Raw genomic sequence first — 19,979 nt, 5'->3', positions numbered from 1 at the left:
GTTTTTCGATGTTTAAAGATTTTAAAGCATTTATTTCGAAAGGAAATGCACTTGGTATGGCGATTGGTATTGTCATTGGTGCCGCATTTACGAGTATTGTGAACTCGCTTGTGAATGATATTATTATGCCCCCATTAGGGCTACTAATAGGCAATGTTGACTTTACAAATCTATTTATCAGTTTAAATGGGACACATTACGATACGCTAAAAGCTGCTCAAGCGGCTGGCGCGCCAACAATGAACTATGGTTTGTTTATTAATAATGTCATTAGTTTTCTCATTATTGCTTTTTCGGTGTTCCTAATTATTAAAGTGGTAACAAAGTATATACTACTAGAGCCGAAAAAGCCCGTTACTAAAGAATGTCCTTACTGTTTTTCGGCTATTCCAGAGAAGGCGAGTAAATGCCCACAATGTACATCGGATTTGAATCAAAATGAGGAATCAGGATTATCGGTATAATAGCATATGAGGAGGGAAATGATGTTAGAAAAAGCAAAAATAGATCGAATTAACGAATTGTCGCATAAGAAAAAGGCGGGCACGATGACTGTTGATGAGAAGTTAGAGCAAGAGGCACTTCGCCAAGAGTATATCAAATCCTTTCGAAATCAGGTTCGGGATACGATTGAGCACACGACGTTCATCGATCCAAATGGTGACGATGTAACACCTGAAAAGATTAAACGAAAACGTGATGAGCGAAATAAGCTGTGAAAAAACTGGGGGGATGGATGTATCTCTCCAGTTTTTTATACTTAATCGAACATTATCGATCATTTTAATGCATTTAGAAACAATTAGATATTTTTTAGTTGTGAAAAAGCCTAGAAAGGATTATTATAGAGAGTAGTGACTAAAACAAGAGAGGATGTTTCATTTGTTTGATAAAACGGATCAATTAGCAATTAATACTATTCGAACATTATCGATCGACGCAATTCAAAAAGCCAATTCTGGTCACCCAGGATTACCAATGGGGGCAGCTCCAATGGCGTACGCATTATGGTCTAAAGTACTGAAAGCAAACCCAGCTAATTCACACTGGTTTAACCGGGACCGCTTCGTTCTTTCTGCAGGACATGGTTCTATGTTGCTTTATAGTTTGCTACACCTTAGTGGTTATAAATTAGGATTAGAAGATTTAAAGCAGTTCCGCCAATGGGATAGCAAAACACCTGGTCATCCTGAGGTTCATCATACAGATGGTGTAGATGCGACTACTGGTCCACTTGGACAAGGTATTGCGATGGCTGTCGGTATGGCAATGGCAGAAAGACATTTAGAAGCAATGTATAATAAAGATGGATTCCCAGTTGTGGATCACTATACATATGCATTATGTGGTGATGGCGATTTGATGGAAGGTGTTGCATCAGAAGCAGCTTCCCTTGCTGGACATCAACAACTTGGTCGTTTGGTACTCTTATATGATTCTAACGATATTTCACTAGACGGTGATTTGGATAAATCATTTTCTGAGAGCGTGAAGCAACGTTTTGAATCTTACGGTTGGGAACACTTGCTCGTTAAAGATGGCAATGATACAACGGAAATTTTAGCAGCTATCGAAAAAGCAAAACAAAATACATCACAACCAACGATGATTGAAGTGAAAACAGTTATTGGCTTTGGTGCTCCAAACGAAGGTACGAGCAAGGTTCATGGTGCTCCACTTGGTGCGGATGGCATTAAAGCTGCCAAAGCAGTATATGGTTGGGATTACGAGGAAGATTTCTATGTTCCAAGTGAAGTGTACGATCGTTTTAAAGAGACGCTTGCAAAACGTGGCGCTGAGGAAGAACAGGCATGGAACACGATGTTTGCTTCTTATAAAGAGAAATTTCCTGAACTTGCGGCTCAATTAGAGCTTAGCTTGAAGGAGGAACTTCCAGAAGGCTGGGATAAGGATTTACCTGTATATGGTGAGGATAAGTCGCTTGCTAGCCGTGCGTCGAGTGGTGAGGTAATCAATTCCTTAGCTGCGAAGTTACCACAACTATTTGGTGGGTCTGCTGATTTAGCTGGTTCCAACAATACTAATATTGCAACGGATGGTGAGTTCACGAAAGCTACACCTGCTGATCGTAATATTTGGTTTGGGGTACGTGAGTTCGCAATGGGTGCCGCACTGAATGGTATGGCGTTACATTCTGGGCTGAAAGTTTACGGTGGAACATTCTTTGTATTCTCTGACTATCTGCGTGCGGCGATTCGCTTATCTGCGATTCAACACTTGCCAGTTAATTATGTGTTGACGCATGACAGTATTGCGGTAGGGGAAGATGGTCCAACGCATGAACCTGTAGAACAAATCGCTTCTCTTCGTGCGATGCCTGGTTTGACATTGCTTCGCCCAGCAGATGGGAATGAAGTTGTTGCAGCATGGAAAATCGCGATTCGCTCAACTAATCGTCCAACGGCTCTTGTGCTTACGCGTCAAAACTTACCAACATTGCCGAATTCTGCTAAATTGGCGGAAGAAGGCGTGGCTAAAGGAGCATATGTGTTGTCTCCAGCGAAGAAAGACGTGGCGGATGTACTTCTTTTAGCAACTGGATCGGAAGTTAATTTAGCTGTGCAAGCACAAACGGAACTTGCCAAAGATGGTATCGATGCATCTGTCGTTAGTATCCCGTCATTTGATTTGTTTGATCAGCAATCAGCGGAATATAAAGAGAGTGTTCTACCGAATGTGGTTCGTAAACGTGTATCTATCGAAATGGGCTCAACGCTTGGTTGGGAACGTTACGTTGGTCTAGATGGTAAGACAATTGGAATCGACAAGTTTGGCGCTTCGGCACCAGGCGATACGATTATTAAAAACTATGGTTTCACTGTGGAGAACGTTGTTAACACTGTGAAATCTTTATAAGTAATAGATTGGAGTGCAAGATGAGGCGAGCTTTTGCTCAATCATTTTGCACTTCTTTTTATGATAATATGTTGTGTATACGTTGTGTTGATGGTATAATGAGGCAGTTGTGATTTTTTAATGATAGCGAACTTTTATTGCTATAGAATATCGAAAAACTATTGTTTTGGCCTGATAAATCAAGTACAATAAAAGGGATATATTGTTTCGAGGAGGAGAAAGAGAATATGTTGTGGTATATACTTATCGGCATACTTTGCTTAATTGCTGGTTTGGCATTAGGATTTTTCATTGCAAGAAGATACATGATGACGTATCTGAAGAAAAACCCGCCAATCAATGAGCAAATGTTACAAATGATGATGGCCCAAATGGGAATGAAACCGTCACAAAAGAAAATTAACCAAATGATGAACGCCATGGGCAAACAGCAAGAAAAAGAAGGAAAAACGAAGAAGAAAAAATAAGATTAGAATCGGGAATGGATGCTATATTTTATAGTTTGATACAGTCGTTCTAAACAGCTTATTTTTTGGTATACTTGAAACACTTTTTAGAATTACGTTTGAGACGTGATTTTGAGAGGTGTTTTTTAGTTTTAACTAGTATTTGCAGAATATTTTGGGTTTTCCGAGCGTGTCGCAAGTAAAAGTGGTGCTAGAGTGGTAGAATAGGTTCATCAGGCTAGACGGTACTTTAAAAAACGAATTGGAGGCGTTGGGATGAATGGAAAGATAAAGGCTGAGATTAAGCGGAATGAGGAAATGATGGTTGCTTTTCGGAGGGATTTACATAGGAATCCGGAGTTGTCGTGGCAGGAGATCCGGACGACGAATCGGGTTGTAACGGAGCTTGAACGGATGGGAATTGCGTATCGGCGAATGGAGCCGACGGGGGTCGTGGCCGAACTGGTCGGAAACAGGGGCGGGAAAACGGTAGCGCTTCGTGCGGATATGGATGCGTTACCTGTGATGGAATTGACCGAGGCGCTGTCTTACCAATCGCGAAATGATGGGAAAATGCATGCGTGCGGACACGATGCACATACGGCGATGTTACTTTGTGCGGCAGAAGCGCTTGTTGCAGTTCAGGATGAGTTGGCTGGGACGGTGCGTTTTATTTTTCAGCCTGCGGAGGAGATTACGGAAGGTGCGGAGGCGATGATTCAGCAAGGTGCGATGCATGGCGTGGATAATGTGTTTGGGATTCATATTTGGTCGCAATTGCCGACGCATACTATTTCTTGTAACACTGGGCCTGTTTTTGCGTCTGCGGATGTGGTTGAGATTAGGTTTACGGGACGCGGTGGGCATGGTGCGATGCCGAACGCTTGTGTTGATGCGACCGTTGTTGCTTCGGCTTTTGTCATGGGAGCCCAGGCGATTGTATCACGGGAAATGGATCCGCTTGAGCCGGCTGTTTTTACGATAGGGCGTATGGAAGCTGGAACGCGATATAATGTGATTGCGGAAAATGCGATTTTGGAAGGGACGGTTCGGTCTTTTCATCCAGGGGTCCGTGAAAAAATGGAAATTGCGATTCGGCGGTATGCAGAGCAAGTGGCAGCTACTTATGGAGCAACGGTGGAAGTGGATTATCGCTACGGGACGCATGCGGTGATAAATGAGGTGCAGAGTTCGGAATTGGCTCAGCGTGTGGTTGCCAGTAGTTTTGGTGATGCGGTGCTTTATTCAGACCGACCAACGATGGCGGGTGAGGATTTTAGTTATTATTTGCAGGAGGCTCCAGGTTGTTTTGCGCTTGTTGGGTCTGGAAATTCAGAAAAGGATACGGAATGGGCGCATCATCATGGCCGATTTAATGTGGATGAGGATGCACTGGTTTATGGCGCGGAACTATACGCGCAGTACGCTTACACATATTTGACAGAGAATCCGGAATAAGGGTTCTTTGTCTGTTAAATAAAAAAATTATAAATATACTTGAATCTTTTGAAGAAATCGGTTACACTAGTTTTTGTAAACAAATTTGAGAAGGAGGTAAGGACAATGAAAAAGATAATAGGATTGGATAAACACACCATTATTGTAGGAGATAGCCTAAATTCGGCGTCCGTTATATCGAGGAAGAGGTACAGGCTTATTTGAGGGCTGGTATGTGTACTTTTATGGGCATCATTTCGATATATATTTCCAAACAGTAATGGGCAGAGCAAGACATGTCCGTTATTTTTTATGTCCGAAAAAAGGATTAAAATGGGTTTTAAGAGAAAAGAGGGTTGGGAATGAAGATTTATAAGGAGTTGGGATGGTTTTTTAAAGAGCAGCGAAAATCGTATATTATCGGGGTTTCATTGCTTTTTATGATAACTTTGCTCCAACTGGTGCCGCCGAAAATACTTGGTATGACGGTGGACGCGATTAGTAAGGATACGCTGACGAAAAATCATTTATACATGTGGATGGGAGTGCTACTTGGGGCTGCTGTTGTGGCGTATGTGGGTCGTTATTTTTGGCGGATGATGATTTTTGGATCGGATAATAAGTTGCAGCGCCAATTGCGATTACGATTATTTGAGCATTTATCGAAAATGTCGCCGTTCTTTTTTCAGCGCTATCGAACGGGGGATTTGATGGCGCATGCGACGAATGATATTTCGGCGATTCAACAAGTGGCTGGGTTCGGTGTTTTGACGTTGTGTGATTCCATTTTGACGGGAAGTACAGTTATTGCAACGATGGCGATTACGATTGATTGGCGCTTGACGTTGATTGCGCTGTTGCCGATGCCTTTTATGGTGTGGGGAAGTTCGGTGCTTGGTCGGAAATTGCATGATCGTTTTCATAGCGCCCAGGCGGAATTTTCGAAGTTGAATGATAAGACGCAGGAAAGTCTGTCGGGGATTAAGGTCACGAAAACATTCGGGCAGGAGCAGGAGGATATTGAGGATTTTAGAAGACAGACGGAGGAGGTTGTCGGTGTCAACGTGAAAGTTGCGAAATTGGATGCGATGTTTGATCCGATGATTTCGATTATTGTGAGTGTTTCGTTTGTACTTTCGCTTGCTTTTGGGGCGAAATTTGTGATGGAAGGGACCCTTACGATTGGTCAGGTGATTGCATTTACGAACTATTTATTCTTGTTGATTTGGCCGATGTTGGCGTTTGGGTTCTTATTTAATGTGATTCAGCGTGGGAATGCGTCGTATGATCGGTTGAATACGTTGCTAAATGAGCCGGAGGACGTGAAGGATGATTTTGGGGCAATCGATGAGTTACCGCGCGGGGATATTGATTTTGCGTTAGAGGCATTTACGTATCCTGATGAGAATGCGCCAGTTTTGCAAGATATTGTTTTTCAGTTGAAATCGGGTGGAACGCTTGGGATTGTGGGGCGAACGGGTTCTGGTAAGACGACGCTTTTGAAATTGTTGATGCGGGAATATGATGATTATCAGGGCTCGATTAAGTTTGATGGGGAGGCGATTCAACGCTATACGGTGCGGGGATTGCGACGTGCGATTGGTTATGTGCCGCAGGATCAGTTTTTGTTTTCAACGACGGTTCGGGAAAATATTCGTTTTGGAAATCCAAAATTATCGCAGGCGGATGTAGAGTATATTGCAGAGATGGTCTCGGTGCATGAGGATATCACGGAGTTCACGGACGGCTATGATACAGTCGTGGGCGAGCGTGGTGTGTCGCTTTCTGGTGGTCAGAAGCAGCGTTTAGCGATTGCGAGGGCGTTGATTATGAATCCAGAGTTACTTATTTTGGATGATGCGCTTTCGGCTGTGGATGCGAAAACGGAAGAGCTGATTTTGCAAAATCTCAAAGAAAATCGGGCGGATAAAACGACGATTATTAGTGCACATCGACTCAGTTCGGTGGAGCATGCGACGATTATTATCGTGATTGATAAGGGGAGAATTGTGGAGCGAGGAACGCATGCGGAGCTTGTGGCGCTCGACGGTTGGTATGCGGAAATGTTCCGGAATCAGCAATTAGAGGAGCTTATTGAGGGCGGGGGTGATACGAATGGAGCCGAATAATGAAGAAATGTTAACGATGAGTGGAAAAGAACATCGTGCGGTTTTGAAGCGCTTGTTTAGCTACACGAAGTATCATGTCCCAGCGCTTATTTTAACGATTTTTCTCGTCATGCTGGTTACACTGGCAGATGTATTTTTGCCGATTTTGATTAAAATATTTCTGGATGATTACTTGACACCGCTTCATTTTGTGGCTGGGCCGATTCTTTTGTTGGCATCGGGCTATATGGGGCTGGCGCTTGGCAGGTCTGTGATTTGGTATTTTCAACTCGTTTTATTTCAAAAAATTGCTTTACGGATTGTGCAGCGGATTCGGGTGGATATCTTTAGTAAACTTCAGAATATGGGGATGCGCTATTTTGATCAAACGCCTGCGGGGAGCTTGGTTTCGCGTGTCACGAATGATACGGAAGCGATTAAGGATATGTTTATTAATGTGCTCGGGACGGCGATTCAAAGTGTGTTTATGCTTATCGGAATTTATACGGCGATGTTTATTATGGATGCCAAATTGGCGGCGTATAGTTTGCTTGTTTTTCCGTTGACAATGCTGATTATTATTGTGTACCGGAAGTATAGTTCGCAATTTTATAGAGCTCGCCGAGAAAAATTGAGTCAATTAAATGCGAAGATTGCGGAGTCTATTTCAGGGATGTCGATTGTGCAACAGTTTAATCAGGAAAAGCGCTTAATCGGTGAGTTTGAAGAGATTAATAAAGATTATTACGATGTTGGTATGAAAAATATTAAATTTAACGCATTGCTTCTTGGTCCGGCGATTGATCTGATTTATTCGCTAGCGGTTGTGTTGATTCTTAGTTTCTTCGGGATTCAGTCGTTTTCAGGACCGGTCGCGATTGGGACAATTTACGCTTTTATCACGTATTTTGATCGGTTTTTAGAGGCGATTTACAACATTATGGAGCGGTTGGCGATGTATCAAGAGGCGATTACGGCGGCTTCGCGTGTGTTCCGAATTATGGATGGCACAGATTTGGCGCCAGAACAGGATGCGGAAGACGGTTTAGCCATTGGACAAGCGAAGATTGAGTTCAAAAATGTTACGTTTTCATATGATGGTAAAAAAGAATGTGTTGAAAGATATTAGTTTTACTGCTGAATCGGGGCAAACGGTTGCGCTTGTTGGACATACGGGAAGTGGGAAAAGCTCGATTATCAATTTAATGATGCGTTTCTATGAGTTTGAGCGCGGTGAGATTTTGATTGATGGGAAGTCGATTAAGCGATATCCGATGGAAGAATTGCGTGCGAAAACGGGGCTAGTTTTACAGGATAGCTTTATGTTTTATGGCACGATTAAGGATAACATTCGGTTGCATAATAAGTTGATTACCGATCGAGAAATTTTGGAAGCGGCGCAATTTGTTCAGGCAGATCGGTTTATTAATACGTTGGCTGATAAGTATGATCATAAGGTTATTGAGCGTGGCGCTGCGTTTTCGAGTGGTCAGCGTCAGTTGATTTCATTCGCTAGGACGGTCGTGACGAATCCGCAAATTCTTGTTTTAGATGAGGCGACGGCGAATATTGATACGGAAACGGAAAGTTTGATTCAGACGGGATTGCGAAATATGAGGCAGGGTAGGACAACGATTGCGATTGCGCACAGGCTTTCGACGATAAAAGATGCGGATTTGATTTTGGTGCTTCGTAAAGGAAGCATTATTGAACGGGGAACGCATGAGGAATTGCTGGAGCATGGCGGTGTGTATCATTCGATGTACCAGTTGCAAAATAGTGGCATGGAGTTAGAGGAGCTGGGTTAATCGGGCAGAAAGGTTGTTTTTCTTCTAAAAAAAGTTTATAATGAGGCAAGTAAATAGTGCCGATTAGGAGGAAGAAACGTGTCATTTATATTATCAATTATCATCACGCTTGTTTTTGGTGTCGGGGTTATCTTGATTCGAATGAAGGCGTCGAAAGAGCCGGCAACCGTGAAAAAAATTATTATTCCGCCGATTATGATGAGTACTGGAGCGCTTATGTTCGTGATTCCATATTTTCGAGTTTCGCCTGCAGGTATTTTAGAGGCTGTATTGATGGGGCTAGTTTTCTCGCTCATTTTAATTTGGACAACGCGGTTTGAGATTAAGCATAAGTACGTTTTTATTAAGCGGACGAAATCGTTTCCAGTTATTTTGTTGAGTTTGCTGTTAATTCGACTTGGTATTAAATATTGGATTAGTGGTTCGGTGGATGTTGGTGAATTGTCTGGAATGTTTTGGATTCTAGCGTTTGCGATGATTATTCCTTGGCGAATTGCGATGTATTTTCAATATAAAAATGTCGCTGGGAAACTAGAGCAAACGGGAGAAACCTGATTTTAAAATTTGGGAGGATTCATCCCATGAAAACGGTTGAATTATGACAGGAACATCGATATAATGAGTAAGGTTGCATGAATTGGGCAACATGTATAAAAAGAGGAGGTTTTTCATTTGAAGAAATGGTTAGTAGCTTTATTTTCTCTTGCACTTGTGTTTAGCTTAGCGGCTTGCGGCAATGATGCGAAAGATGAAAAAACAACAGAGAAGAAAGATGTTAGTGCAGATGCCATGAGTTTTTACATGGATTTAGTTGCAAAAATTAATGACAATGATGCGGATTATGACGCGTATCAAGCGGCAATTGGTAGTGATACACCACCAACAGGGGCAGAGCTTACAACACTTGCAACAGCGGCTAGTAGCTCAGCTGACAAGGTTTCACAAGTTTTGGCGGATGTAAAAGTACCGAACTTTGGTACAGAGACAGAAGCTTTCAAAACGGCGGTAAAAGACCTGAGTGATGCGTATGCAGCGGAGGCTAAAGGTTTAAAAGCTTCTCCAATCGATACAAAATCAGCAGATGAAGCGATGCAAAAGGCGTCTGACGCACTTGGTAAGGCTTTGAAAGATGTCGGCTTAGCACCATCTAATATTATGAATGACACAGCAGCGTAAATTTAAATAAAAAGCGTTACAACCCTTTTTTTTGAGGTTCGTAACGCTTTTTTTGATAGGCTTATTTTCCTTTTGTTTCGTCTATTTCTGCTTGTAAGCGTTCGAAGGTTTTCAAAACTTCTTCAGATTTAATTTCTAGTAGTTCTTTTTGATCGATATCTTTTTCGTTGAATGGAATTGGATCGCCGAATCGGATGATGACTTTTTTCCGTTTGAATAATTCACCGACTGTTTTTGGCCCATCGTATACGGCTGGCAGGATTGGAACTTTGCCTTTTAGTGCCACGGTTACAGCGCCGCGTTTTAGATGGAGGCCAGCTGATTTTCTAGTGCCACTTGGGAAAATACCGACTACTTTTCCGTCTTTTAACAGGCGAATTGGAAGCTTGATCGCGCTTGGACCGGGATTTTCACGATTTACTGGGAAGGCGTTGAGATGGCGCATTAACCAGTTTAGTGACTTGGTTTTGAATAGTTCTTGTTTTGCCATATAGTGAATTTGAAGTGGTTTTATGGCAAATCCGAGGTAGAGAATTTCCATCCACGATGTGTGCGTGGAAACGACAACGAATGGCGCTTCCGGGATTTTGTCTTTATTCTGTACTTGGAGGCGTCCGCCGATTATCGTGAGGATCACCTGGACGAAATTTATCGCAAAAGTGTAGAACAAGTTGGTTCACTCCTATAATTCTTTTTTTAGTCTTGTTTTTAGTATACTGAAAAGTTGTGGAAACGTCTAGTGCTTATGTGCTGTTCTTGTTTTTTTCGAAAATATAGTATACTGGAGATAATGATAAAATAGAATAATGAGGTGTTAGGATGAAATTTTTACATACGGCGGATTGGCATTTGGGAAAGATTGTGAATGGTGTGTCGATGCTTGCGGAACAGCGGTATATTTTAGAGCAGATTGCGCGGATTGCGGAAGAAGAGCAGGTCGATGGGATTGTGATTGCAGGGGACTTGTATGATCGGTCGGTGCCGCCAGCGGATGCGGTGACGCTTTTGAATGATGTGCTGATGGAGCTGAATGTGGCGCTTGGGAAGCCGGTTTTTGCGATTAGTGGGAATCATGATAGTGCGGAGCGGGTAAATTTTGGTTCGGCTTGGTATGAGAAGAGCGGGTTACATATTCAAGGGACGTTGGGCAAGGAGTTAGCGCCGATTGAGTGGAACGGGGCGCAAGTTTGGTTGGTTCCATATCATGAGCCGGCGCAGGTTCGGGCGGCTTTTGAGGATAAGACGGTGCGGTCGTTTGAGGACGCGATGCAGGCTGTCACGGCAAAAATTAGAACGGTTTGGAATCCGGATAAGGCGCAGATTTTGGTGGGGCACGCGTTTGTTGCAGGTGGGCTTCCTAGTGATTCGGAGCGGCAATTAGCGATTGGGAATGTGGATCGGGTGTCGACGAATTGTTTTGAGGGCTTTGATTATGTGGCGCTTGGGCATTTGCATCATCCGCACGCGATTAATCATCCGAGTATTTTTTATGCAGGGTCGCCGCTGAAATATTCGTTTTCGGAGGCGAAGGATAAGAAGAGTGTTCGGATTGTGACGATGGATGGGAAGGCGCTTCAGGAAGTGCGAGAACGCTATTTGGAGCCATTGCATGATTTACGGATTATCGAAGGCTATTTGGCGGATTTGGTAAGTTTGGTGGCGCCTGGAAATGAGGATTTCTTGCAGATTAACTTGTTGGATGAGGGAGCGTTAATTGATCCGATTGGACAACTGCGGGCGTTTTATCCGAATGTGTTGCATTTGGAGCGGGTGCAGGGAAAATTGACAGATAGTCAGTTTGAACGATTTGAAGATGTGATTAAAAAAGATGATTTGGAGCTGTTTGCGCAGTTTTTTGAACATGTGAGTGGGAAGGAATTGTCGAATCGGCAGGTGGAGATTATGCGCGAGACGATGGATAGTGTGAAGGGAGGTGCGGATCAATGAGGCCTTTGAAGCTGACGATGCAGGCTTTTGGTGCTTATGCGAAGGCGGAGACGATTGATTTTACGGAGCTAGGTCAGGAACGGATTTTCGTGATTTCTGGGAAAACGGGCGCTGGGAAGTCGACGATTTTTGATGCGATTAGTTTTGCAATTTTTGGAAAGGCGAACACGAATGATCGGGAAGGTTTTTCATTGCGGAGTCATTTTGCCAAAGCGGAGGATTTGACGGAAGTATCGCTTGAATTTTTGCTTCGGGATGTGCGTTATTTGGTTCGTCGTGTGCCACAGCAGGAGGTTCCAAAGCAGCGTGGGGAAGGGATGACCACAGTTACTGCGAAGGCGGAGCTATATGAAATGGATGGGAAAGAGGAGACGCTACTTGCGAGTTCGGTTCGGGATGTTGGGGCGAAAATGGAAGAGATTATCCAGTTGAATGTGGATCAGTTTCGCCAGATTTTGATGATTCCGCAGGGCGAATTTCGGGAATTGCTTGTGGCAGAGAGTAAGGAGAAGGAAGCGATTTTGCAGCGGTTGGCACATACGCATTTCTATCAGCTTATTGAAAATCAGTTGTGGAGTCAGCAGAAGGAGCAGGAGCAACAAGTGCGATTGTTGCGTGAAAAAGTGACGGGCATTACGCAGGAGGCTTTTGACGCGGAGGCGCTGGCGGGAAAAACGGCGCTGGATATTGAGCTGATGTTTGCAGAACGGTTGATTGTAGAGCGGGAAACGATGAATGGGCTTCAGGAACAGATGGATTTAGCGAAGGGGAAAGCCGAAATCACGTCTAAAAATGTGACGTTGGCGGAGGAAAAAATCGCGGAATGGGTACAATTAGCGAAATTGCGGGCAGAAAAAGCGGCATTGGATGAGCAATCGGGCAAGCGAAATCAAGAACAAGAAGCTGTGGGCTTAGCGCGAAAAGCTGGGACATTGATTGATCAAGATGCCTTGTGCTTGCGTTTAAAGCAACAACTAGACGAGGTGAAATTGGAAGAGCAGCAGGCTTTGAAAACGCTGGAAAATCAGGAAGTAGCACTTGAAAAAGCTCATTTGGAAATAGAGAAAGTGAAGGAAATCGAGTTAGAATATGTGGCTTGGGTTAAAAAGCGAGATTTGCTCCATTCGATGGAGGCGAAAGTGACGCGAGCTTTGGCAGTGCAACAAGAATTAGCGCAGGAAAGTGGACGACAACAAGATTTAGCACAGAAACTAGAACGGTTTACCTTGCAGGAAAAAAGGGTTGTTGGAACAATCGGAAAAATTAGCTGAACGTGCGCGATGGGTGCAGGATTCGCGGCTGAAATATGCAGAAATAAAGCAACGGCTAACCGAGTTGAAGCAAGAAGAAGCGTTTGTTTTAGCTGAAATAAGAAAAGGCGAACAGAAGAATGCATGGGAAGCGGAATTTGTTATGTTAGGTGGAGAGTTGAGAGCTGCAGAGAAACAGTTTAGCGAAGCGCAAACAAACTACGAGGAATTGGATGCGATGTGGCAACATGAACAAGCGGCGATATTGGCGTTAACGCTTGTAGACGGCGATGCGTGCCCTGTTTGTGGTTCGATGGAGCATCCGAATGTGGCGCTAGAAACTTCGGGCGTGACGAAAACGGAAGTAGATACGGCAAGAGAGGGGCAGAGCGCTAGACAGGATGCTTTAAAAGCGATTGCGGTAAAAGTGGAACAGAAAAAATGGCAGATCGAACAAATTGTATTTGCTTCGGAGGAATCATTGCAGGTTTTGAAGGACAGACAAGTATTGTATGGCGAGGAATTAGCGGAAAAAGAGAAGAAACTCACAGAAATGGATGATTTTCTGGCGGAAGAGAGCGGTGTAGAGGAACAGCTGGAAAGGAATAAACAGGACATGATCAAGCTAGGCGAGGAAAAAGGGAAGTTGCAGACGGTTTATGAGGAAGTTAGCAAAAGTGTTGACGCTGCTAAAACGACATATGCTTTGCTTTTGGAGGACGTACCAGAGGAGTTTCAAAATCCGGCTGTCTTTTATGAACAACAGAAAACGTTGACGACGAAAATTACTGATTTTGAAGAGAAGAAGGGACACTCGGAATCGGCGTATAATGCGGCGAAAGAAGGACATTACAAGACTGTTTCGGTGAGTGATATGGCGGGGAAAGCAGTTTTGAAGGCAGATGATGCTTTGATAGTGCAACGCACGATTTTTAAAGATATCATGGCGGCGAATGGTTTTGCGGATTATGTTTCCTATCAGCGAGCTATTTTGAGTCCGGAACTTTTGGACGAGAAGGAGCGCTTTATTCGTGATTTTGAGCAGCGATATCATTTTGTATCGGAGCGTTTGAAAGAGATGGAGGCAAGACTTGCGGGAATCGAACAGCCGGATTTAAAAGAACTACAACGATTGGATGATGAGGCAAAGCGGGCGTACCATGAAAAAGCGGAGCTCTGGATGGGGCAAAAAGACGCTGCTCGCAAGTTGTCGGAGTTGTCCGAACGGTTTTTGAAATATCTGGTGGAGACGAGCGAGGCGGAGAAGGCATACGCGGATATTGGCTATTTGGCGGATATGGCACGCGGGAAAAATGACCGACGCCTAACGTTTGAACGCTTTGTTTTAGCCACTTTCTTAGATACCATTCTACTTCGGGCAAACGGGCGCTTGAAAAAAATGACGAATGGTAGGTTTCAACTGAACCGCAAAAAGGAAAAGTCAAAAGGAAACGTGCAAAGTGGTTTGGAGCTTGAAGTTTACGATGAGTATACTGGCTTGGAACGGCATGTTAAAACATTATCTGGTGGGGAAAGCTTCAAAACGTCGCTATCTTTGGCGCTAGCCTTGGCCGAAGTTGTGCAGGAAATGTCTGGCGGGATTTCACTAGAGACGATGTTTATTGATGAAGGATTTGGTACGCTGGATCCAGAATCGCTGGAAATGGCGGTGGAATGTCTGCTTGAAACGCAGGAATCGGGACGGCTTGTCGGTATTATTTCACATGTGCCAGAACTGAAAGAACGAATTCCGTCACGGCTGGAAGTAACGGCAACAAACCACGGAAGTACGACGAAATTTTTCGCACAAGGACTATAATAACTGGATGTGGAGGTGCAGACTTGGAGTGAAAATAGTTTCCTAGTTTGAAACATTGGACTTTTTTCGATATAATGAACTGTTGACTGAAAAAGGGGAACATTTTTTCCTGATGAAACGAATGGAGGAATTGTGATGATACGACAAGCGAAAGCGGAAGATGCGGAACAAGTCGCACCACTTATTTATATAATTTTAGAGGATATGGAGTTGCCGTTTTTAGAAGGTGTGAGTAAAGAAATGATGCTGGAAATGATTGAGGCGAGCTTTTTACGACCGGATTATCGGTTTAGTAAAGAGAATGTGATGGTCAAGGAAATCGATGGCGTCGTTGCAGGAATCCTTGTGAGTTATCATGGGGAGCATGCGGAAAACATGGATGATGAGTGGGAAGGCATTCAAGATATGTTTGGGATTGTCAACAAAATACCGCTGTTTACAGAGCAAGAAACATGGATGGGCGAGTATTATCTGGATTCTCTTGTGGTAGACTCGGCGTATCGTGGTCAAGGGATTGGAAAAGAATTACTTCATGCGTTTAAAGAATTGGCTGTCGCTAAAAATTGCGAGATTATCGCGCTTAATGTTGAAAAAGCAAATGAAGGTGCGCTAAATTTATATAAAAAATTAGGTTACGAATCGGAGTATGATTTGGTTTTATCAGGTCATGATTATTATCACATGACCCAAAATGTCAGGAGTTGAGTGAATTGTTAACAGATCCAAAAAACACAATGATTCCTGTTTCGATTAAGAAAAAGGGGCGCGAATTACTGGAAGATGGAGCAATCACTGTTTTTGAAGAGAAGACGACATATGCGAATATGTTCCGTTCTGTCGTTGTAGATGATCGGGTTTCGTATGAAGTGAAGCATGTGGCGAGCGGGAATTATCAGTGTGATTGCATTTACTTCCAAGAAAATAGTATCTGCGCGCATATTTATGCAGTTGAGCTAGAACACGAGGCGCATCAAACAAAAATGGAGAAGGCTAATTTTAAGCAGCGTATTCTGGCGCAAGAGGCTACCACGTTACTTTCTCTGTTTCAAGAAAATATGGACCGCCATTTCGATACATTTGATACAACGGCCAAAACGCCACTGAAGGTGGAGTACATTCTACGGATGCAGGAAAATCATGATAAAAATATGTTGACGCTGGATTTGAAGGTTGGACAAGATCGTACGTATGTCGTGAAAAATATCGGGGACTTTTTGCAAGCGATAAAGCAACATACGAGCTATTTCTTCACGAAAAATTTCAGTTTTGATCCGAACGAATATTATTTCGGTGAGCGTGATATTGCTGTTTTCAATGAGCTGACGAAAATCAATGAAATCGCGAAGATGTATGATACGGATAGCGTCTATTGGAACAAGTCGTATGCGGAGGAAAAGGTGCTGATTATTCCTCCAAGTTTAGCGGAGACGATTTTGGCTGACTTGATGGGGCAGAACACGATTTGTATTCATGATGATATTAAATATAGCGGTTTGCTTTTTAAAAAAGGAACGTTACCGTTTTCGTTCGTGTTTCGTAAAAATGATAACGGCGATATGTACCAGCTTGTGATGGAGGAATTGCAACAAGCGAGTTACTTGGAAAGCTATCAGTTGTTGTTTTTAAATGGTGTCTTTTATCGGCCGAGTGACGCGGTTTGGGAGCAGTTGACGCCACTGATTCATTTTCATAGTGTGACGGAAAATGAAGTGGTACAGTTTTCGGAAGCGCAACTTAGTGAAGTGATGTCTTACGTATTGCCATCGCTACAAAAAAGTGGGCACGTTCAGATTGATCCGTCGATTGAGGATCGGGTGATTCAGCAACCGCTCGTTTCGAAGATGTGGATATCGCAAAAAAAACGACGAGCATGTGCTAAAACTGGAATATCACTATGGTTCGCAGGTTTTTGACCCGTTTGCATTAACGGAAAGCGTGGATCCGGATGGCAGGATTATGATTCGGGATATGGAAACCGAAGCAAAAATTATGCACCGCATTGAGGCAGCTCCTGTTCATTTTTCGGAGACGCAAATGGTTGTGAATTCAGATGAGGCGAGCCTTTTATGAATTTTACTATCGGGTCGTTCCGAGTTTGGCAACAGATGTGGCGATTTATTTAGAAGATGGTTTGGAAGAGATGGTAGAGGAACATGTGAAGCCAACGACGACCATCGATGTGTCGCATGATAATGATTATTTATCGGTGGCATTTGATTTTCAAGGTATTGATGAGGATGAAATTCAAGAAGTATTGCAATCTTTGCGGGAAAAGCGGAAGTATCATCGCTTGAACAGTGGGCGTTTCTTGTCGCTTGAAGACGAGAGTTATCAGCAAATGGAAGCGATTTTTGATATTTTAGATGTTCGTAAAAAAGAAGTTGGGAAACAGATGGCAGTACCGCTTTATCGTGGGATGCAAATCTATGAGGCGATGGGCAGTGCGCAAAATGAGCACAATAAGTTCAGCCGGACGTTCCGCGATTTATTGCACGAGATTGTGAATCAAGAGGATACGTCCTACCCGTTGCCTACGAATTTGAATGCAGAGCTTCGCGAGTATCAAGTGACGGGTTTTGAATGGATGAAATCACTTGGAAAATATCATTTAGGCGGCGTTTTGGCGGATGATATGGGGCTCGGAAAGACGCTACAGGCAATTACGTATATTGCCTCGACTATCGAAGAAAACCCGGATATGAAACCTGTTTTAATCGTGACGCCGGCTTCTCTTTTGTATAACTGGTCGAGCGAATTTGAAAAGTTTGCGCCTGATATTCCAGTGACGGTGATTCACGGGACATCACAAATTCGACTGGAACTGATTCAAAAAATCGAGCCGGGGCATGTCTATTTAATATCCTATCCGTCCTTGCGTCAAGATGAGCAGGAATTCTTAACGACGCGTTTCCAAACGATTATTTTAGATGAAGCGCAAGCGATTAAAAACTACAATACAAAGGCATCGCAAGCTGTTCGGGCACTCAAAACGACGAATGTTTTTGCGCTTAGTGGCACGCCGTTAGAAAATAGTATCGATGAATTATGGACGATGTTTCAAACGATTATGCCAGGTTTTTTCCCATCGCTACGTAAGTTTAAAGAATTATCGCATGAGCGCGTGGCACAGATGATTCGACCGTTCTTGATGCGCCGTCTCAAACGGGATGTTGTCAAAGAATTACCAGATAAAATCGAGACAAATCTTTATTCTGAACTAACCGAACCACAAAAAACAATTTACCTCGCTTATTTGGAAAAAATACAACAAGAATTGGCTGCTAAAGATGGGAATGATCAAGAAAATCGGATTAAATTGTTAGCAGGTTTGACGCGGTTACGCCAAATTTGTTGCGATCCAGCGCTTTTTGTTGAAAATTACGATGGTGGTTCTGGTAAACTGGTACAATTGTTTGATACAATACAAACAGCACGTGAAAGCGGCAAGCGAATCTTGATTTTTTCTCAGTTCACGTCGATGTTACAAATCATGAAAACACAAGCAGAAGATGCTGGCTATCGTTATTTTTATATGGATGGTGGCACGCCTTCGAAGAGTCGGATGGATCTGGTGAACGCTTTTAATGCAGGAGATGCCGATTTATTCTTTATTTCTCTGAAAGCTGGTGGAACTGGGCTGAATTTGACAGGTGCCGACACGGTTATTTTGTATGATTTATGGTGGAATCCCGCGGTGGAAGAACAAGCTGCGAGTCGAGCGCATCGAATCGGGCAGAAAAACGTGGTACAAGTGATTCGAATGATTACAAAAGGCACAATTGAAGAGAAAATCTATAATTTACAGAAGCAAAAACAGGCATTGATGGATGCGCTAATCCAGCCTGGGGAACAAATGCTCCATCGTTTAACAACAGAAGAGATAAAAGAGATTTTGACATTGAGTTGATTATAGAAGGGACGCGAGTGTTTATGGATAATTGGGAAGTATTTATCGCAGGAAATGAAGCAGAAGCCGTGGATAAAATTACGGAACTTGAAGTTAGAGGTTACAAAAAAAGAAGAATATCTCGATTTTAGCAAAGTCAGACCAAGAGGATGAAGTAAAAGAGATTATGGAGTCGACAAATGTGGAGGAAGAGCATCCAGTTAATGAAGAAGCATTTGGTGTAATCTCTGGTATTTTGCAGTCGCTTAGTGGTGGATTGGTGATTCCGCAAGTGTATAATCCAAAATACGGCGCGCTTTATGCAGCTGGTCCTTTTGCGAAATGGTTTTCGAATACGAGTGATAAATCAGTAAAACGCCTGCTTTCAGATTTCGATTTAGATGATGCACAAATCGATGAATTCGTTCGTGCGCTTCACAGTGGTCAAATCTTGATTTTGGCGAGATAAATTGGTGAAGAAAAAGCCGACAAAGGCGCAACTACGTAAAGTCAAACAGAGACGCAGCATGTTTTTGGCGATTTTAGCCTTGTTCGTATTAGGCTTGGCTCTTATTGTCCTGATGCAATTTCGAGCGGAGGAAAAGCCAAAACCGTATATGCAAGACATTCCGGAGCAGTTTGTTTCGATTTATCAAGCAGCGGCGAAGGAATATGGTATTGATTGGTTTCTGCTGGCTGCTGTGCATCGTGTGGAGACGAAATTTTCAACGGTAGAACCGATGATTTCTGATGTTGGCGCGATTGGCCCGATGCAGTTTATGCCGTGTACATTTGTGGGGTGGAGTGCAAAAGGGTGTCCAGCAACTGGGGGCATTGGTGATTTCACTGATAATGATCTAGTTGATCCGAGCGTGATTAAGGCTTACGGTGGGTACGGTGTGGATGCGAATCAGGATGGAAAAGCGGATCCATGGGATTTGGAAGATGCTGTTTTTTCTACCGCGAACTTTTTAGCGGACAATGGTGCGAAGGAAGGCAAGGAGAAGCAAGCGATTTTTAAGTATAATCACAGCGATATTTATGTGAAGGATATTTTGTTCTACCGCGATCAGTTTAAAAAGGCGTGGAACAACGATGTAGCCTCAAAATGAGAAGAAGTCGAGCGTTTACGTTCGGCTTTTTTGACGTAGTTTTATCGATAATCTTTACTTATCGCAAAGCATCGATTTATCTTAGTTTACTTATCACGCTTTTTTTCGTACAA

Annotated in this window: 13 protein-coding genes and 4 pseudogenes; 16 read left to right on the top strand and 1 reads right to left on the bottom strand. The window is 43.2% G+C overall.

Features of this window, described 5'->3' with window-relative positions:
* The first annotated feature begins 8 nt into the window (after positions 1 to 8).
* The 9 genes and pseudogenes from mscL (at position 9) to PCORN_RS06735 (ending at position 9,852) form a co-directional block, all read left to right on the top strand.
* Positions 9 to 464 carry a large conductance mechanosensitive channel protein MscL gene (gene mscL, locus PCORN_RS06775; RefSeq protein WP_036078739.1) on the top strand — a complete coding sequence of 152 codons (456 nt, stop codon included), beginning with the start codon at positions 9 to 11 and terminating at the stop codon, positions 462 to 464.
* A gap of 21 nt (positions 465 to 485) precedes the next feature.
* A complete protein-coding gene (locus tag PCORN_RS06770; protein WP_036078737.1) occupies positions 486 to 719 on the top strand; it encodes a DUF896 domain-containing protein in 234 nt (77 codons plus the stop codon).
* A 163-nt stretch (positions 720 to 882) separates the two neighbouring features.
* The gene (tkt, locus tag PCORN_RS06765; RefSeq protein ID WP_036078735.1) at positions 883 to 2,877 is read left to right on the top strand and encodes a transketolase; all 1,995 of its coding nucleotides are present in this window, start codon (positions 883 to 885) and stop codon (positions 2,875 to 2,877) included.
* Between the two features lie 230 nt (positions 2,878 to 3,107).
* The gene (locus tag PCORN_RS06760) at positions 3,108 to 3,344 is read left to right on the top strand and encodes a YneF family protein (RefSeq protein WP_149024280.1); all 237 of its coding nucleotides are present in this window, start codon (positions 3,108 to 3,110) and stop codon (positions 3,342 to 3,344) included.
* 255 nt (positions 3,345 to 3,599) lie between these two features.
* Positions 3,600 to 4,781 carry an amidohydrolase gene (locus tag PCORN_RS06755; protein ID WP_036078730.1) on the top strand — a complete coding sequence of 394 codons (1,182 nt, stop codon included), beginning with the start codon at positions 3,600 to 3,602 and terminating at the stop codon, positions 4,779 to 4,781.
* 341 nt (positions 4,782 to 5,122) lie between these two features.
* Positions 5,123 to 6,889 carry an ABC transporter ATP-binding protein gene (locus PCORN_RS06750; RefSeq protein ID WP_036078728.1) on the top strand — a complete coding sequence of 589 codons (1,767 nt, stop codon included), beginning with the start codon at positions 5,123 to 5,125 and terminating at the stop codon, positions 6,887 to 6,889.
* Positions 6,876 to 8,676: pseudogene (locus PCORN_RS06745) on the top strand (ABC transporter ATP-binding protein). The gene PCORN_RS06750 and the pseudogene PCORN_RS06745 overlap by 14 nt, the downstream one beginning before the upstream one ends.
* 78 nt (positions 8,677 to 8,754) lie before the next feature.
* Complete coding sequence (locus PCORN_RS06740) at positions 8,755 to 9,231, top strand: CcdC family protein (protein ID WP_036078727.1); 477 nt, start codon at positions 8,755 to 8,757, stop codon at positions 9,229 to 9,231.
* A 117-nt stretch (positions 9,232 to 9,348) separates the two neighbouring features.
* Positions 9,349 to 9,852: a hypothetical protein gene (locus PCORN_RS06735; protein WP_036078724.1), complete on the top strand. Its 504-nt coding sequence runs from the start codon at positions 9,349 to 9,351 to the stop codon at positions 9,850 to 9,852.
* Between the two features lie 61 nt (positions 9,853 to 9,913).
* Here PCORN_RS06735 and PCORN_RS06730 read toward each other — a convergent pair whose 3' ends face one another.
* Complete coding sequence (locus tag PCORN_RS06730) at positions 9,914 to 10,522, bottom strand: lysophospholipid acyltransferase family protein (protein WP_036078721.1); 609 nt, start codon at positions 10,520 to 10,522, stop codon at positions 9,914 to 9,916.
* Positions 10,523 to 10,671: 149 nt separating this feature from the next.
* On the opposite strand from PCORN_RS06730, the gene PCORN_RS06725 reads away from it, so the two are divergent.
* From PCORN_RS06725 to PCORN_RS06695, 7 genes and pseudogenes are all read left to right on the top strand, one after another.
* Entirely contained in the window at positions 10,672 to 11,799 is a 1,128-nt protein-coding gene (locus tag PCORN_RS06725; protein WP_036078719.1) for an exonuclease SbcCD subunit D, read from the top strand.
* Positions 11,796 to 13,070: an AAA family ATPase gene (locus PCORN_RS18285; protein WP_051999299.1), complete on the top strand. Its 1,275-nt coding sequence runs from the start codon at positions 11,796 to 11,798 to the stop codon at positions 13,068 to 13,070. Before PCORN_RS06725 ends, PCORN_RS18285 begins: the two co-directional genes overlap by 4 nt.
* A 1,237-nt stretch (positions 13,071 to 14,307) precedes the next feature.
* Positions 14,308 to 14,868: pseudogene (locus PCORN_RS21250) on the top strand (SbcC/MukB-like Walker B domain-containing protein); the annotation flags it as partial.
* 135 nt (positions 14,869 to 15,003) lie between these two features.
* Positions 15,004 to 15,573 (top strand): GNAT family N-acetyltransferase, encoded by a 570-nt coding sequence (locus tag PCORN_RS06710; RefSeq protein ID WP_036078717.1) that lies wholly within the window; start codon positions 15,004 to 15,006, stop codon positions 15,571 to 15,573.
* A gap of 29 nt (positions 15,574 to 15,602) precedes the next feature.
* Positions 15,603 to 18,775 (top strand): annotated as a pseudogene (locus PCORN_RS06705) (DEAD/DEAH box helicase).
* A 23-nt stretch (positions 18,776 to 18,798) separates the two neighbouring features.
* Positions 18,799 to 19,223, top strand: a pseudogene (locus PCORN_RS06700) (general stress protein).
* 4 nt (positions 19,224 to 19,227) lie between these two features.
* Positions 19,228 to 19,866 carry a lytic transglycosylase domain-containing protein gene (locus PCORN_RS06695; RefSeq protein ID WP_241433105.1) on the top strand — a complete coding sequence of 213 codons (639 nt, stop codon included), beginning with the start codon at positions 19,228 to 19,230 and terminating at the stop codon, positions 19,864 to 19,866.
* The last annotated feature ends 113 nt before the right edge of the window (positions 19,867 to 19,979 follow it).

The sequence above is a fragment of the Listeria cornellensis FSL F6-0969 genome (genome assembly GCF_000525855.1).
Taxonomy (GTDB): Bacteria; Bacillota; Bacilli; order Lactobacillales; family Listeriaceae; genus Listeria_A; species Listeria_A cornellensis.
Note: the sequence above shows the minus strand (reverse complement) of the source record. Positions and strands in the feature narration are given on the sequence as shown.